Origin of the sequence: Flavobacterium sp. (genome assembly GCF_028689845.1) — a bacterium.
Taxonomy (GTDB): Bacteria; Bacteroidota; Bacteroidia; order Flavobacteriales; family Flavobacteriaceae; genus Flavobacterium.
On the sequence record NZ_JAQVCH010000047.1, the window covers coordinates 1 to 14,816 of the forward strand.

10 protein-coding genes and 1 tRNA gene are annotated in these 14,816 nt (G+C 34.7%); 3 read left to right on the plus strand and 8 right to left on the minus strand.

Translation table 11 applies throughout. The annotated features are described in order from the left end of the window. Positions 1–558: 558 nt before the first annotated feature. Positions 559–1,140, minus strand: coding sequence for a tRNA-(ms[2]io[6]A)-hydroxylase (locus tag PHR76_RS12520; protein ID WP_300063293.1), 582 nt, complete (start codon positions 1,138–1,140; stop codon positions 559–561). A gap of 104 nt (positions 1,141–1,244) precedes the next feature. On the opposite strand from PHR76_RS12520, the gene PHR76_RS12525 reads away from it, so the two are divergent. Further along, positions 1,245–2,441 carry a glycosyltransferase gene (locus PHR76_RS12525; RefSeq protein WP_300063296.1) on the plus strand — a complete coding sequence of 399 codons (1,197 nt, stop codon included), beginning with the start codon at positions 1,245–1,247 and terminating at the stop codon, positions 2,439–2,441. A 50-nt stretch (positions 2,442–2,491) separates the two neighbouring features. Here the strand turns inward: PHR76_RS12525 and PHR76_RS12530 are convergent, their stop codons facing one another. From PHR76_RS12530 to porU, 5 genes are all read right to left on the minus strand, one after another. Then, positions 2,492–4,135 carry a pyruvate dehydrogenase complex dihydrolipoamide acetyltransferase gene (locus PHR76_RS12530; protein ID WP_300063299.1) on the minus strand — a complete coding sequence of 548 codons (1,644 nt, stop codon included), beginning with the start codon at positions 4,133–4,135 and terminating at the stop codon, positions 2,492–2,494. 5 nt (positions 4,136–4,140) lie between these two features. Continuing rightward, positions 4,141–5,139, minus strand: a complete 999-nt coding sequence (gene pdhA, locus PHR76_RS12535; protein WP_300063302.1) for a pyruvate dehydrogenase (acetyl-transferring) E1 component subunit alpha — start codon at positions 5,137–5,139, stop codon at positions 4,141–4,143. Positions 5,140–5,315: 176 nt separating this feature from the next. Continuing rightward, positions 5,316–5,798 carry a cytidine deaminase gene (cdd, locus tag PHR76_RS12540; protein WP_300063305.1) on the minus strand — a complete coding sequence of 161 codons (483 nt, stop codon included), beginning with the start codon at positions 5,796–5,798 and terminating at the stop codon, positions 5,316–5,318. A 67-nt stretch (positions 5,799–5,865) separates the two neighbouring features. Further along, positions 5,866–7,038, minus strand: a complete 1,173-nt coding sequence (gene porV / locus PHR76_RS12545; RefSeq protein WP_300063308.1) for a type IX secretion system outer membrane channel protein PorV — start codon at positions 7,036–7,038, stop codon at positions 5,866–5,868. A 39-nt stretch (positions 7,039–7,077) separates the two neighbouring features. Further along, positions 7,078–10,917 (minus strand): type IX secretion system sortase PorU, encoded by a 3,840-nt coding sequence (gene porU / locus PHR76_RS12550; RefSeq protein WP_300063311.1) that lies wholly within the window; start codon positions 10,915–10,917, stop codon positions 7,078–7,080. Positions 10,918–11,124: 207 nt separating this feature from the next. Between porU and gldJ the strand changes: the two genes are divergently transcribed. Next, on the plus strand, positions 11,125–12,834 hold the full coding sequence (gene gldJ, locus PHR76_RS12555; protein ID WP_300063314.1) for a gliding motility lipoprotein GldJ: 1,710 nt from the start codon (positions 11,125–11,127) through the stop codon (positions 12,832–12,834). A gap of 59 nt (positions 12,835–12,893) precedes the next feature. Continuing rightward, a complete protein-coding gene (gene murF, locus PHR76_RS12560) occupies positions 12,894–14,177 on the plus strand; it encodes a UDP-N-acetylmuramoyl-tripeptide--D-alanyl-D-alanine ligase (RefSeq protein ID WP_300063317.1) in 1,284 nt (427 codons plus the stop codon). A gap of 42 nt (positions 14,178–14,219) precedes the next feature. On the opposite strand, the gene PHR76_RS12565 is transcribed toward murF, so the two are convergent. After that, a tRNA-Val gene (locus PHR76_RS12565) sits at positions 14,220–14,294 on the minus strand. Between the two features lie 286 nt (positions 14,295–14,580). Then, on the minus strand, positions 14,581–14,784 hold the full coding sequence (locus PHR76_RS12570) for a hypothetical protein (RefSeq protein WP_288112393.1): 204 nt from the start codon (positions 14,782–14,784) through the stop codon (positions 14,581–14,583). Between the last annotated feature and the right edge of the window lie 32 nt (positions 14,785–14,816).

The window sequence follows — 14,816 nt, forward strand, 5'->3', positions numbered from 1 at the left end:
ACTGCAATTTGTGGGAGAGTATGTCGCCGCCTTCTTTTAGAAACCCTTATCATTTAGTTGGTAAGGGTTTTTTTGTGTAAAATTTTTTAAAAAAATTAGTTAAAGATGCTCCGAACAAAGAAGTTAAGCCCGCCTGCGCAGATGGTACTGCAATTTGTGGGAGAGTATGTCGCCGCCTTCTTTTAGAAACCCTTATCATTTAGTTGGTAAGGGTTTTTTTGTGTAAAATTTTATCACTTGCAAGTTACAAAGGCAGTAGTTGGATTACTAATACTGGTTTTTTAGTTCGCAAAGTCACAGAGTCGCAAAGGTTTTGGAGAGATGAAATAAGAAATTATTAGTTTATATCGATTATCTTTTTCACTAAAAGTTCCATTCACTGTCAATTCTTAATAGGATTTATTCTTTAGGCGTGCACAATGCGTGAGGGATTGCAGAGGAAAGCCCACAGTGCGGAGGAACGACAAACGAGGACTTGCAACGAAATGCCCGACCCCGATTGGTAACTATTCCCTTTTTTTGTAACCAGTTTTTATGAATCGGGGGCACGCCCAAAAATTATCCGTGAACTGTTTCTTTTTTGCCGTAATTGGTAATAAGTTCACCTTCAAATTCAAGCCATTCCTTCCAGCGTTTGTCGACATTAACTTTTTCGGAATATTTTTTAGCAAATCGTAGAAAAGTAGTGTAATGATTTGCTTCACTAATCATTAATTCACGATAAAAAATAGCTAATTTTTTATCTTTTATATTTTCTGAAAGTACTTTAAAACGCTCACAGCTTCTAGCTTCTATCATGGCGGCAAAAAGTAATCGTTCAATAAGGGCATCATTTCGACTGCCTCCTTTTTTGACAAATTTCACTAATTGGTTGACATAATCATCTTTTATCTCACGGCCAAATTCAAATCCACGTTCTTTGATGATATTGTGAACCATTTGAAAATGTTCCATTTCTTCAATAGCAATTTTGGCCATTTCTGTGACAAGTTCTACATTTTCTGAATTGTTTGTGATAATAGAAAGAGCATTGGCTGCTGCTTTTTGTTCGCACCAGCAATGATCTGATAATATTTCTTCGAGATTTGATTCGGCAATATTGGCCCAACGCGGATCGGTTTTTAACTTTAAGCCTAACATAATTCTTGTATTGATTAATCACAAAAATAAAGGTTTTATTAGAATAGTAGTGACTCATTTATTACTATTTTAGTAAAATGAAAACATTTGAAGACCTGTCTGTTATGATAATTGGATTTGTTTGGCCAGAATCACACTCTTCTGCCGCTGGACATCGAATGATGCAATTGATTTCTTTTTTTAAAGAAAGGAAATGCAGTGTAATTTTTGCAAGTACGGCCATGGAAAGTCCTTTTTCAGACCCGTTGGATGGAATTACAAAACTTTCGATTCAATTAAATTCTTCTAGTTTCGACTCAATTATTAGTGATTTGCAGCCTGATTTAGTGCTTTTTGACCGCTTTATGACAGAGGAACAATTTGGATGGCGTGTCGCTCAAGCTTGCCCTAAAGCGATTCGAATTTTAGATTCAGAAGATTTGCATTGTTTGCGAGAGGCTAGAAAGCAAACTGTTTTAAAAAATAAAGCTTTTGATTTGACTTCTGATTTGGCAAAAAGAGAAATAGCGAGTATTTATCGCTGTGATTTAACGTTTGTTATTTCAGAATATGAAGTAAATTTATTAGAAACCTATTTTAAAGTCCCATCTTTTCTTTTACTTTATTTACCGATTTGGGCTGAAATCTCCACTTTAAAGTTGCCTAGTTTTGAAGACAGGAAAGATTTTATTTTTATTGGAAATTTTTTACACGCTCCAAATCACGATGCTGTTTTATATTTGAAAGAACATATTTGGCCATTAATTCTAGAGCAACTTCCTGAAGTAAGCATGCATGTTTATGGGGCTTATCCAACCAATATAATTAAAGCTTGTCATCATTCAAAGTCGAATTTTTTTGTGCATGGAAGAATAGAACGAATTGAGGATGTGTTTTTAAAAGCTCGTTTGCTTTTGGCTCCACTTCGTTTTGGTGCTGGAATAAAAGGTAAATTGTTAGAGTCCATGCAATTTGGGATACCAAATGTAACGACTTCAGTAGGGGCAGAAGGTATGTTTGGAACCTTGCCATGGAATGGTGAAATTGTTGATTCTCCTGAAGGTTTTGCTATGAGAGCGGTTAAACTGTATCACGATAAAGTTGAATGGCAAGAAGCTCAACAAAATGGTTTTTCAATTTTAAAGTCTCGATTTACGAAAGAAAATTTTGAGTTACGTTTAAAAATAGCTCTTGATAATAAAATTGGAAATGTAGAGGAGTATCGAGCAGAAAATTTTACAGGTTTACTATTGATGCACCATTCGATGCAAAGCACTAAATATATGTCGAAATGGATTGAAGCAAAAAATCAGAATTTATAAAAAAAGCGAGTTAATCTTTTGAATAACTCGCTTTTTAGTATGTTTTTATTTTATGCTAGCATGGTAACTGGACTTTCTAAAAAAGTACGTAGTGTTTGTAAGAACTGAGCACCAGTTGCTCCATCCACTGTTCTATGGTCGCAGGCCAAAGTAACTTTCATGGTATTGCCAACCACAATTTGTCCGTCTCTAACAACCGGTTTTTCGACTATTGCACCTACTGAAAGGATGGCGGAATTAGGTTGGTTAATAATTGAAGTAAATTCTGTTATGCCAAACATTCCAAGATTAGAAACGGTAAAGGTACTTCCTTCCATTTCTGCGGGTTGTAATTTTTTGTTTTTAGCTCTACCTGCCATATCTTTTACTACTGCTCCAATTTGAGTTAAACTCATTTGGTCTGTAAATTTTAAAACAGGAACGACTAAACCATCTTCCACAGCAACGGCAACACCAATATTTACATGGTGATTAATTATCGTAGCATCTTCTTTCCATTGTGAATTTACTCTCGGGTGTTTCTTTAAAGCCATTGCACAGGCTTTTACCACCATATCATTAAATGATATTTTGGTGTCAGGAATTGTATTGATTATTGATCTTGATTTCATTGCTTCGTCCATCGCTACTTCTATTGTGAGATAGTAGTGAGGAGCTGTAAATTTAGATTCTGCTAAACGGCGAGCAATCGTTTTTCGCATTTGCGAATTCTTAAATTCTTCTGCAAATGATTCACCCGCTGGAACAAATTGTTGAACAGCTGTTTTTGTTGTTGGTGTTTCGGATTGTACCGCATTTTGCGAAGTTGGTGCAACCGTTGCAGAAGGCGTAAAGTTTTCAATATCACTTTTTACAATTCTTCCATTTTCGCCCGTTCCTTTTACTTGAGCTAGATTGATGCCTTTATCTTTAGCGATTTGACGTGCTAAGGGAGAAGCAAAAATTCGACCATTTGTATCTGAATTAGAACTTGAAGTTGATTGTTCTGTTATGATTTCAGAACTATTTCTAGTTTCTTTCTGTTCCTGTTTAGGCGATTCCAATTCGTTGCTGAAATTTGCAGCGATTCCAGAAACATCCGTTCCTGCTGGGCCTATGATTGCTAAAATGCTGTCAACAGGAGCCGTTTGACCTTCGTCTACACCAATAAACAAAAGAGTTCCTTCATTAAATGATTCGAACTCCATGGTTGCTTTGTCGGTTTCGATTTCTGCTAAGATTTCGCCTTCTTTCACTGTATCTCCCACTTTTTTAATCCAAGTGGCTACGGTTCCATCGGTCATGGTATCACTCAATCGAGGCATAGTGACTACAACAACTCCTTTTGGCAAGGAAGAAGAGGAAGCTTTAACTTCTTCTGTTTTAGTTTCTGACTGAGCTACTATTTCGTCTGAAGATGATTTTTCTTCTTTCTGTTCAGCATTTGCACTTGAAAGTAAGCTAGAAATATCTTCACCTTCTTTTCCAATAATGGCTAAAAGAGAATCAACTGGTGCAGATTCGCCTTCTTGAATGCCAATATGTAATAAGGTGCCATTATGAAAAGATTCAAATTCCATCGTTGCTTTATCGGTCTCGATTTCGGCAAGAATTTCACCTTCTTTAACAGTATCACCTACTTTTTTTAGCCATGTAGCTACAACTCCTTCAGTCATTGTATCGCTCAAACGCGGCATTGTAATAATTTCTGCCATAGCTATTAAAGTTTATGAGGTATAAATGGATAGTTTTCTTGGTCGTAAACTACGTCATACATTTGTTGTATTTCTGGATACGGTGATTCATCTGCAAATTTTTCACATTCATCGACTAGGTTCTTCACTCGTTCATCAATTTTATCAATTTCTGCATCGGTAGCATAATTGTTTTCTTTAATGATATCTAAAACTTGTGTAATTGGATCTATTTTTTTGTATTCTTCTACTTCATCTTTAGTTCGGTATAATTGAGCATCAGACATAGAGTGACCTCGATAACGGTATGTTTTCATTTCTAAAAATGTTGGACCATCTCCTCTTCGAGCTCTTTCAATAGCTTCGTGCATTGCTTCGGCTACTTTTACAGGATTCATTCCGTCCACAGGACCGCAAGGCATTTCATATCCTAAACCTAATTTCCAAATATCGGTATGATTTGCAGTTCGTTCAACAGATGTTCCCATGGCATAACCATTATTTTCACAAATAAAAACTACAGGAAGTTTCCATAGCATAGCCATGTTAAAAGCTTCGTGTAAAGAACCTTGACGGGCAGCTCCATCACCAAAATAAGTTAGAGTAACACCACCGTTATTAAAATATTTATCTGCGAAAGCCATACCTGCACCAACAGGAATTTGTGCACCCACGATACCGTGTCCGCCAAAAAACCCATGTTCTTTAGAAAAAATATGCATAGAACCACCCATTCCTTTAGAAGTTCCGGTTACTTTTCCATATAATTCGGCCATTACTTTTTTAGGATCAACGCCCATTCCAATAGGCTGAACGTGATTTCTGTAAGCCGTAATCATTTTGTCTCTTGACAAATCCATTGCGTGTAAAGCACCAGCTAATACTGCTTCTTGACCATTATATAAGTGTAAAAACCCCCTCACTTTTTGTTGGATATAAACGGCAGCTAATTTGTCTTCAAACTTTCTCCAAAACTGCATGTCTTCATACCATTGTAGGTATACTTCTTTGGTGATTTTTTTCATTTTTTTATTTGTTGAATCTTACTTGTTTAACGTGTGATTTCTACGATGTTTGTTTTTATAGAAATTGCGAGTAGCAAAAATAAGACATACGAAGTAGATGTAAAAATTTAAATGCTTTAAAATGACAAACTTTATGAAAAGTTATTTACGATAACGTTATCGTTAAAGTATATTTTTTAAAGAAATTTTTTATCAAATGCCAAAGGAAGCAAGTTGTTTAGTGATTTTGATAGATAGACTTCGCCTGTTTCTCCCATGAAATAAATTTCTATTGGGGTATCTTGTTTAAATTCGTATTCGGCTATGGATTGTCTACATGCACCACAGGGCGGAATTGGTGAAGCGACTGGTTTTTCATCTGCCGTTGCTGAAATGGCTAATTTTAAAATGGTTGCTTCTGGATAAATTGCACCCGCTTGAAAAATAGCTACCCGTTCTGCACAAAGGCCTGAGGGATAGGCGGCATTCTCTTGGTTTGAACCTAATACTATTTGACCATTGTCTAATAAAATAGCAACTCCAACTCTGAATTTAGAATAAGGAGCGTAAGCTTTTTTTCGAATAGAAATAGCCATTTCCATCAGGTTTTGAATTTCTGAAGGAAGTGTCATAAGATTTTCAAATACGGAAAATTCTGAAGTAATCGTGATTTTTTTCATAACGTATAGTGGAAAAAAAATCCAAATCTCGGAATGAAATTTGGATTTTTTTTGTGTTTATTTTTTTCTAATATTCATCATATTTATCACCGAAATTAAAGGTGAGTGAAAAACGCAAGGTGTTTTCTAATGGGTTTTTAACATTTGACGCTGACATTAAATAAGAGACGTCTATTTTTATCACATTGTATTTAAATCCTGCACCAAAAGAGAAAAACTTTCTAGCACCTTTGTCTTCACTTTCATGAAAATAACCTAATCGAAACATAAAAGAATCTTGATAAGAATACTCCGTTCCTAATGCCCATGTAAATTCTTTTAATTCTTCCGACATTCCGCCTGGAGCATCTGAAAAAGATTCAAAAATTCCAGAAACCCATCCAATGCTATTGTATTCGTCATTCACAATAGTTTGGTCTAATCCATCAATTATACCATCACCATTAACGTCTGTGACCTCTTGGGGCGTTGGTACTAATAATTTATTAACCTCTGCATTAATCGTTATTTTGTTATATTCATCAAAAATAAAATCAAAACCTCCACCTAATTTCATGTTGGCAGGGAGAAAGTTGGCTGTTAAATCTGAAGTTTCTGCATTGTAATTCATTTTTGGCCCCATATTTTGAAAGTTGAAGCCTCCTCTAAATCGACCATTAAAATCATCAAAAGCTAGTTCTTCTGATTGGTAATATCCGGCTACATCTACTGCAAAAGTATTCGCGGGTGATGCGTCTCCTAATTCAGAAGGAATTTTTAATTGAGATCGAATGTAGCGACCTGCAACTGCCATCGAAAAACTAGGACTTAATTGTAACGAATACGATACGTCAAAAGCCAATTCATTTGGGCTAACAATGAACGGAACATCGTCAAATTCTTGTCGTAATTCAATATCACCTAGGCCAAAATAACGCAAACTTGCACCAAAAGCACTACGTTCTCCGATTCGGTTATAATAATTTAATTGTCCTAACGAAATATCATTTACTAAATCGGTTAGATAGGGTGTGTAACTAACGCCTACTCCAACTTTATCTACGGCAAATGCGTATTTGGCTGGATTCCATTGTTGTGAAAAAGCATCGGCAGAAGTTGCGATACCAATATCTCCCATACCTGCTGAGCGAGCGTCGGCTGCAATTAATAAAAAAGGAACAGCTGTTGTGATTACATTTTCTTGGGCAACTGTGTTGTGAAGGGCAAAAATGCTAAGTAAAAATACGGTTATTTTTTTCATTTTAAATTCTAGCTTATATTCAACAAATATAGTGTTTTCTTAAAGTATTACAAGTTTTTCAATTTTTTCACTCTTTTTATTTGTGAGATTTGACTTCACGGTGAGTTTGTATATATAGACACCTTTACCGATTCGGTCACCAAAATCGTCCTTGCCGTCCCAGCTGATTTCTCTGGAAAGAAATCCTTCTGTATTGACCACTTGGTTGATGGTTTTAATTACTTTTCCAGTGATGGTAAAAATTTGAACCTGAACATCTAATGGTTCGAACGGGTGGTTGTGGGAAAACCAAAACTGGGTATAATTCACAAATGGGTTTGGATAATTTAAAACGTTGGTCAAACTCAAAGCATCATCGCCTACGACAATAAATTGAATTTCTGCAGAAATCGGGTTGTTGTACACATCCCAAGCTCTAAAAATAATGGTGTGCAAACCAGGAGTCAAGTTAAAAAACGGAAAACGCACTTTTCCTTTTTGATAATTATTTAATTCTGTTTCATAATAATCATTCAAAATATAGGGATTGTTTTCGTTTCCATCCAGAATGGCTACAATATCGTGACCGATTCCACTCGCGGTATTAATTCCGTTTTCATCTTCTAAAAAAGCTAAAAATATTGGGTTTTCATCCGTAATTCCCCCCGAGATAAACGTTTCATCATTCATGTATAATCGCACCGTTGGGCCGATATTATCTTCGGGAGCATTAATGTTTATGCCACCAATTTTAATAGAGGTATCATAACCGGATTGATCTTGAAGCGTTGGTTGTTGGGTTTTTGCATAAAAACTTATACGGCCATTTCCTACGGGAACAGAGATGTCTCTAGGAACTATAAATTCAAACTCAAATAAGCCATTGGTAACGCTCGCATTTCCTCTAAAAATGGTTTCGCCTAGTGTTTGAAAATTCATAAGGATTAATCCATTTGCGTTGCTAGTACCATCATTTCCTAGCGTCGTTCGGTTAATTGATTTATCAAAAATTTGAACAGCAATATCACCGTTGTAATCGCTTAAAAGCACATCGCCACTCATATTCCTTATTTCACCCGCTAATTTCACTCTGCTTAATGCGTTAAATATAAAGGTAGAAGATTCAATGGGTGCGTCATTAATTTGAGTCAATACAATTTTTGGTTTTGGGATAGGTAAAATTATGGCAGGATCACCTACATAAAAAACCATTAAGGTGCTGCTGCTATAATCATTTTTGGCTCTGCGTAAAGCTTCGGCTATCGAGATTACTTCATCAGAATAAAATCCATACAAATAGGCAGAAAAGAAGTTGTTAATATCTTGTCCAGTTTGAACACCAATTTGACGCGTCGTAGTTACTAAAGAAATTGCTCCACCATTTGAGTTCCAATAGGTGTATTCGCCCGCAGTAGGCCGGTAAGGATTGTCAAAACGTGTAAATTCACAAGTCACTGTTACAAATAAAGGATAACGATACCGATTGTTTAAACTCTGTGCATCCGTTTTTTCAAAAATACGTTCAGAGGCTAATTGATCTTCGCCGCCATGACCAAAATAATTAAAAACCAGTGAGCCTTGCTCAATGGCATTACGCAATTCTAGTTTTAATTTTGGATATCGCTGTCCGCCCGCAGAAGCTTCTTGAACATACGAATCGGCATGTAACTTCATTACGTTAACAAGTGGGTTTTCAGTGCTAATTGTGTTTCCTAAAATATCTAATTGTTGTTGGATTACTCCTTCCCAACTTTCGTCGACATCATCAGAAACTAAGGTGAATAAATTTCGCCATCTTCCGTATGATTTAATGTCGTGGTAGTCAACTACTTTATCTACCATTTCTCTGGCTTCTGTTATAGTAGAAACCAACATTCTTCCTACGGCAAGGTCTAAGCCATCTGCTCCAGAAGTCATTCGGCCTTCCGATGGGTCAAACATCCCGTAAAAATCATCAGACATGGTGGACGACAATAAATTATTACTACTTAAACTATGAAATACGGGAACAATATTGGTATTGTTCGGAATTCGGTTTTTGTAATCAAAAGAGGTGTCACCAAATAAATTTAAATATTTAATTCTTTTTTCGGGTGAAGAAGCATTTTCATATACATATTTTGCTAGATTTCGAATGGCTCCAATATCTTGTTTGCCAGAAGAAAATTCGGGATAGATTTTGTCTAAAGTTACGACTTTGACATTTAATTGCGAATAATTTCGATGAAATTGGGCGAGCCGTTCTGCTTCCGAAGCTAAATTTGCGGGAGTGATAATCAAATAGTCAATGTCTTCAAATTGACCTTGATTATTGTTGAAAATGGTTCCTTTTAAATTTTGATTAACTACTTTGGATTGCGATTCTTTTAAAGGAGTAAAATAATCTGCAGGATCAATGGCGATATATTTTCTTGCTTCTCCAAGATTTACTTTAAAATTAAAGGTACCGACGGTTGTGTTTTCAATTCGTTGCACATCATAAATCGATGTGATATCCCAAACTTGTGAAATTCCAGCAGCATTTGTTAGCTGGTATTCTCCAATGCCTAAAACAGTTGCTGCATTTTGATTTTGAAACATAAATTGTTTCCCAAACCCTTTTAAATTTCGCTTTGCTCTTGCAATAATATAATCCATGAATCCTTTTGCACTTGGTATACCGTTGTTATTATAATTTAATTCTACCGAAATGCTTTCACTTGCATTAATACTTAAATTGCTATTTCCTGTAGAAAACAAGGTGCTACTATTGGTTGGAATAGGAGCGAAGTTTGTGGTTTGTTCTTGCCCACCCGCTTTTATTTTTAAGGAAGAAGAACCAAAAGAAACGGCTGCAGACGTGACATTAATCAATATTGGTGAGGCTGTGTCAATATTGGGAAAGTTAAAATCATATATTTTTGGATTTTGTGCAGACAACTGCTCGCCGTACCAAACTCTTCCAATTCTTCCTATATTGTTTTGGTCTTTTTCATAAAATTGGTAGTCATCAAAATTAGTAAAAATAGTAGTTGCCGGTCCTTCGGGTTGTAAAATCGGAGTAATTCTTTTGCCGTTTTCGCCTTGAGCGGTTACGTAATAATAGGATTTGGTGTCGTATAAATTTAAATGGGTTTTACTTTCTTCATTCCATTGGTCAACTCCTTCGGCATAAAAAAGGAGGAAATCTTCATTATTAAACACGCCATCTTCTTCTCCTATAAATAGGACTGCATTTTCTGCTAAATCAATGGGATAATTAATGCTGTTTAAAAGCGGAATCATTCGACCGCCATTTCCGTAAATTTTAATTTTTTGAGGGTTAACATTTGTGTTAAAACCCAATTGATTTAAAAACCCTTTTGAGATTTTATAAACGCCTGATTTTTCAACATAAAAACGGTACCAATCGCCCGTGCTTAAAATTGAATTTTCAATTTCACTAAAGGTGCTATTAGGTTGATTTCGGAGGTCATTCGCAGTAGCGAAAGTATAGCTAAAAGTTAGTGATTTTACTTTTTTATATCCTTCTACTGTTTTGATTATAGGTGAAAAAGTAAAGAAAAGTTGGTTGATGTCTCTTGCTTTTCCACTAGTAAGTTTTGCATTAATTGTAGAGGGAATATTTTTCAGATTTAAGTCGCCTAATTCATTATTAGAGATGTTTTCAAACAAAATATTCGAAATAATTAAAGATTTTTCTGCTATTGGTTGATTAATTTGCTGTTTAAAATTAAAAAATATCGTTCTGTCGGTTTCATTAAAGTTAAAATGGGCAAACTGAAAATGAGGAATAGATAAGTTATAGGTTTCAAAAATTAATTTTTTGTTTTCTTGCCATTCCACGTTAATATTTACGGGACTTTGAGCATGAAGACAAATGGTTTGTAAAGCTATAAATAGGTATAAAATCTTTTTCATATTAAAGGAGTAAACGTCAGGACGGCAAATTTATTACAAAGTAAAAATAAAATCATCGAATTAAAGTTCATAATAAATAAATATTTTTTACGTTATAACTTTGTTAAAATACAGTAAATGTGTATTTTTGACAATATTTTTAAAAATCTGTTGTAATATTAAGGTTAATTGCTATATTGCGGCACTAAATTTTACCTACTTAAAAGTATGAAAGTAAACAAAAATGTGACTTTGAAATTGCTAGTCGTGCTAGCAGTTATGTTCGGTTTTGCTAGTTGTAGTAAGAAGTCAAACTCAAAAAATTCTTCAACGGCAACCGGTTGGAAAATCAACGATAAAAATGGTGGTTTTCAATACGCTTCAAACTTCAAGAAACAAGACGCTGCTCCAGGTCTGATTGCTATTGAAGGAGGAACTTTTACCATGGGAAGAGTTCAAGACGATGTGATGCATGATTGGAATAATACTCCAAATCAACAACACGTACAGTCATTTTTTATGGATGAAAGCGAAGTAACTAATCTGATGTATATGGAATACTTAGATTGGTTAAAACGAACATTTGATCCAAACCAAGACAATTATAAGAACATTTATATCGGTGCTTTGCCAGATACATTAGTTTGGAGAGATCGTCTTGGATACAATGAAACCATGACAAATAACTACTTGAGACATCCAGCCTATAAAGATTATCCTGTTGTAGGAGTAAACTGGATTCAGGCTGTTGAGTTTTGTAAATGGAGAACAAATCGTGTGAACGAGGATATTTTAGAGAAAAATAAATTCCTTAAAAAAGATGCTAAATTATTAGATGCATCCGCAGAAAAATCATTTGATACAGAAACCTATATTAATTCTCCTACTTTAACTTATGGTGGAGATGAGGAAATTGTATTGAAAAAAGAAGGCCGTGGTGCTCCAAAAAAAGGGGCAGAAGGCGAAGCTAGCGAAGCCAAAAACGTATATGCTCAACGTTCTTCAGGATTAATTCAACCAGAATATAGATTACCAACCGAAGCAGAGTGGGAATATGCGGCTGTTGCAAACGTTGGAAACAGAGAATACAACTTATATCAAGGTAAAAAGAAATATCCTTGGTCAGGAAGCTATACTCGTTCTGGAAAAAGACAAGTTAAAGGAGATCAATTAGCGAATTTCAAACAAGGAAAAGGTGATTACGGTGGTATTGCAGGTTGGTCTGATGATGGAGCTGATATTACACAAGTAGTAAAATCGTATCCTCCAAATGATTTTGGATTATATGATATGGCAGGAAACGTAAACGAATGGGTAGCTGATATCTATCGTCCTATTGTAGATGATGAGGCAAATGACTTCAATTATTATAGAGGTAACGTCTATATGAAAAACAAAATTGGTGAAGATGGCAAAGTAGAAATTGTAACCAGCGAAACCATTATGTATGATACGTTAGCAAATGGAAAAATTATTGCCAGAAATATTCCTGGTCAAATAGCTCAGGTTCCAGTTGATGAAAAAGAAACGTATTTAAGACAAAACTTTGATAAGAGTGATAATAGAAATTATCGTGATGGTGATAAACAATCTACTCGTTTCTTTGACTTTGGTGCAGAAGATGATGGGGAAAAAGTTGCTGACGGTAAAAAAATGTATGATTCACCACAACACAAAGTTTCTGTAGACACTACTTCTTCTGAGATGGTTAGAAAATATGATAAATCATCTAAAAGAACTACCCTTATTGACGACAATGTTCGTGTTTATAAAGGAGGTTCTTGGAGAGACAGAGCCTATTGGTTAGATCCAGCACAACGTCGTTATTTTCCACAAGAAATTGCTACAGATGATATCGGATTTAGATGTGCGATGTCTAAAGTTGGACCAAAATCTAACAAGAAAACGGCTAAAGGGAAACCTAAATCGTCAAGATAAACAATACTTTATTCAATTTCAAAAGCCCTTTTATAGGGCTTTTTATTTTTTATTTTTTTATGGATATTTCTTTTATACACCATTGTTTTTTGCAATGTTCGTCCGTTTCAATAGATACGCGTAACATCAACCCAAAATCATTTTTTGTAGCGTTAAAAGGAGCTAAGATTGATGCAAATTCATTTGCAAAAGTTGCTTTAGAAAAAGGAGCATCTTATGTGCTGATTGATAATAAAGAATTTTATGTTGATGAAAGAACAATCTTAGTAGAAGACACTTTGCGGTCTTTGCAGGATTTGGCAAAATTTCATCGCAATTATCTTGCGATACCTATAATTGCTATAACTGGGAGTAATGGAAAGACAACTACCAAGGAATTATTTCAAGTTGTTTTGTCTCAAAAATTTAAAACTAAAGCCACGATAGGTAATTTAAATAATCATATTGGAGTGCCGCTTACTATTTTATCTTTTACAAAAGAAACAGAGATAGGGATTGTTGAAATGGGAGCCAATCATCAAAAGGAAATTAGTTTTCTTTGTGGTATTGCCCAGCCTAATTTTGGTTATATTACTAATTTTGGGAAAGCTCATTTAGAAGGTTTTGGAGGAATAGAAGGCGTGATTAAAGGGAAGAGCGAAATGTATGATTTTATCTTCAAACATAATCAAACGATTTTTGTTTACCTTGATGATTCGATTCAGGCTCAAAAAACACTAGATTTTAACCGATTTACGTTCAGTAAAGCAGACTTAAATGCAAATGTTTATTTTGAAAAGGTGGAAGCAAATCCTTTTGTGTGTTTATTTTTTGACGGATTAACGATACAATCACATTTAATTGGTTTGTATAATGCTTCCAATATCATGGCTGCTATTGCAGTTGGTAACTATTTCGGAATTAAGAATGATATGATTAAGTTCGGAATTGAAAGTTATATTCCAGAAAATAATCGCTCTCAGTTGCTTCAAGTAAAAGGAAATGAAATTATTTTAGATGCCTATAATGCTAACCCGAGTAGTATGCAGGTGGCTCTTGATAATTTTATAGAACTACGCAAAGAAGGCAAAGCGGTTATCCTTGGGGATATGTTTGAATTGGGAGAGGAGAGTGAAAAAGAGCACCAGTTTATTGTTTCGAAAATGAAAAAGCAATCTGATTTCAATTGCTATTTTATCGGAAAATTATTTTATGCAACGCGTATAGAAAATGAACGATTGTTTTTCTTTGAAACGTTTGAAGATTTTTCCAACTATCTTCAAAAAAATACTTTTCAAAACACTTTTCTTTTAATCAAAGGGTCAAGAGGAATGGCTTTAGAGCGAACGATAGAATTTTTATAGTTAGAACTAGAGAAAAATATCAAAAGAAAATTTAAAAAAAAGTGGGTCATACTGGATTCGAACCAGTGACTTCCACGTTGTCGACGTGACACTCTGAACCAACTGAGTTAATGACCCTTTTTTAAATAAAAAAACTTCTTAATTGCTTAAGAAGTTTTGTGGGCGATGAGGGTTCAAAACCTTATCTCCAATTCCTTGATATATAGTTAAATATAAACTTTAAAAACTACTTGGTCTCGATAATGCTCCTTTTTTGGGATGCAATTATTCCTAAATCTTAATATTATAAAGTTAATAAATAATGAGGTATTTAGCAAATTAATCTAAACCAAAAAATGAACTAGTTAGAATTAAACTCGATAGTTTTTTTAGAATAGTTATTCTAGTTAATGATTTCTAAATTCTATCCAAAAATGAGCGGTTCTACTTGTTCAATTTTCAAACCTGTGTATTGACAGAACTCCTCAATTGTTACTAATTCATTATCAAGTTTGTTGTTACTTTTCTTGATTGCTTTTAATATTCTGGTGCTTTGTCTGTAACTTTTGCCTGTTATTCGTTCAATGTCTTTTGGATAGATACATATTCTTTTCGTTATCGCTTTCATACTTTATCCATGCCTTTGATTAGGCTTTGACT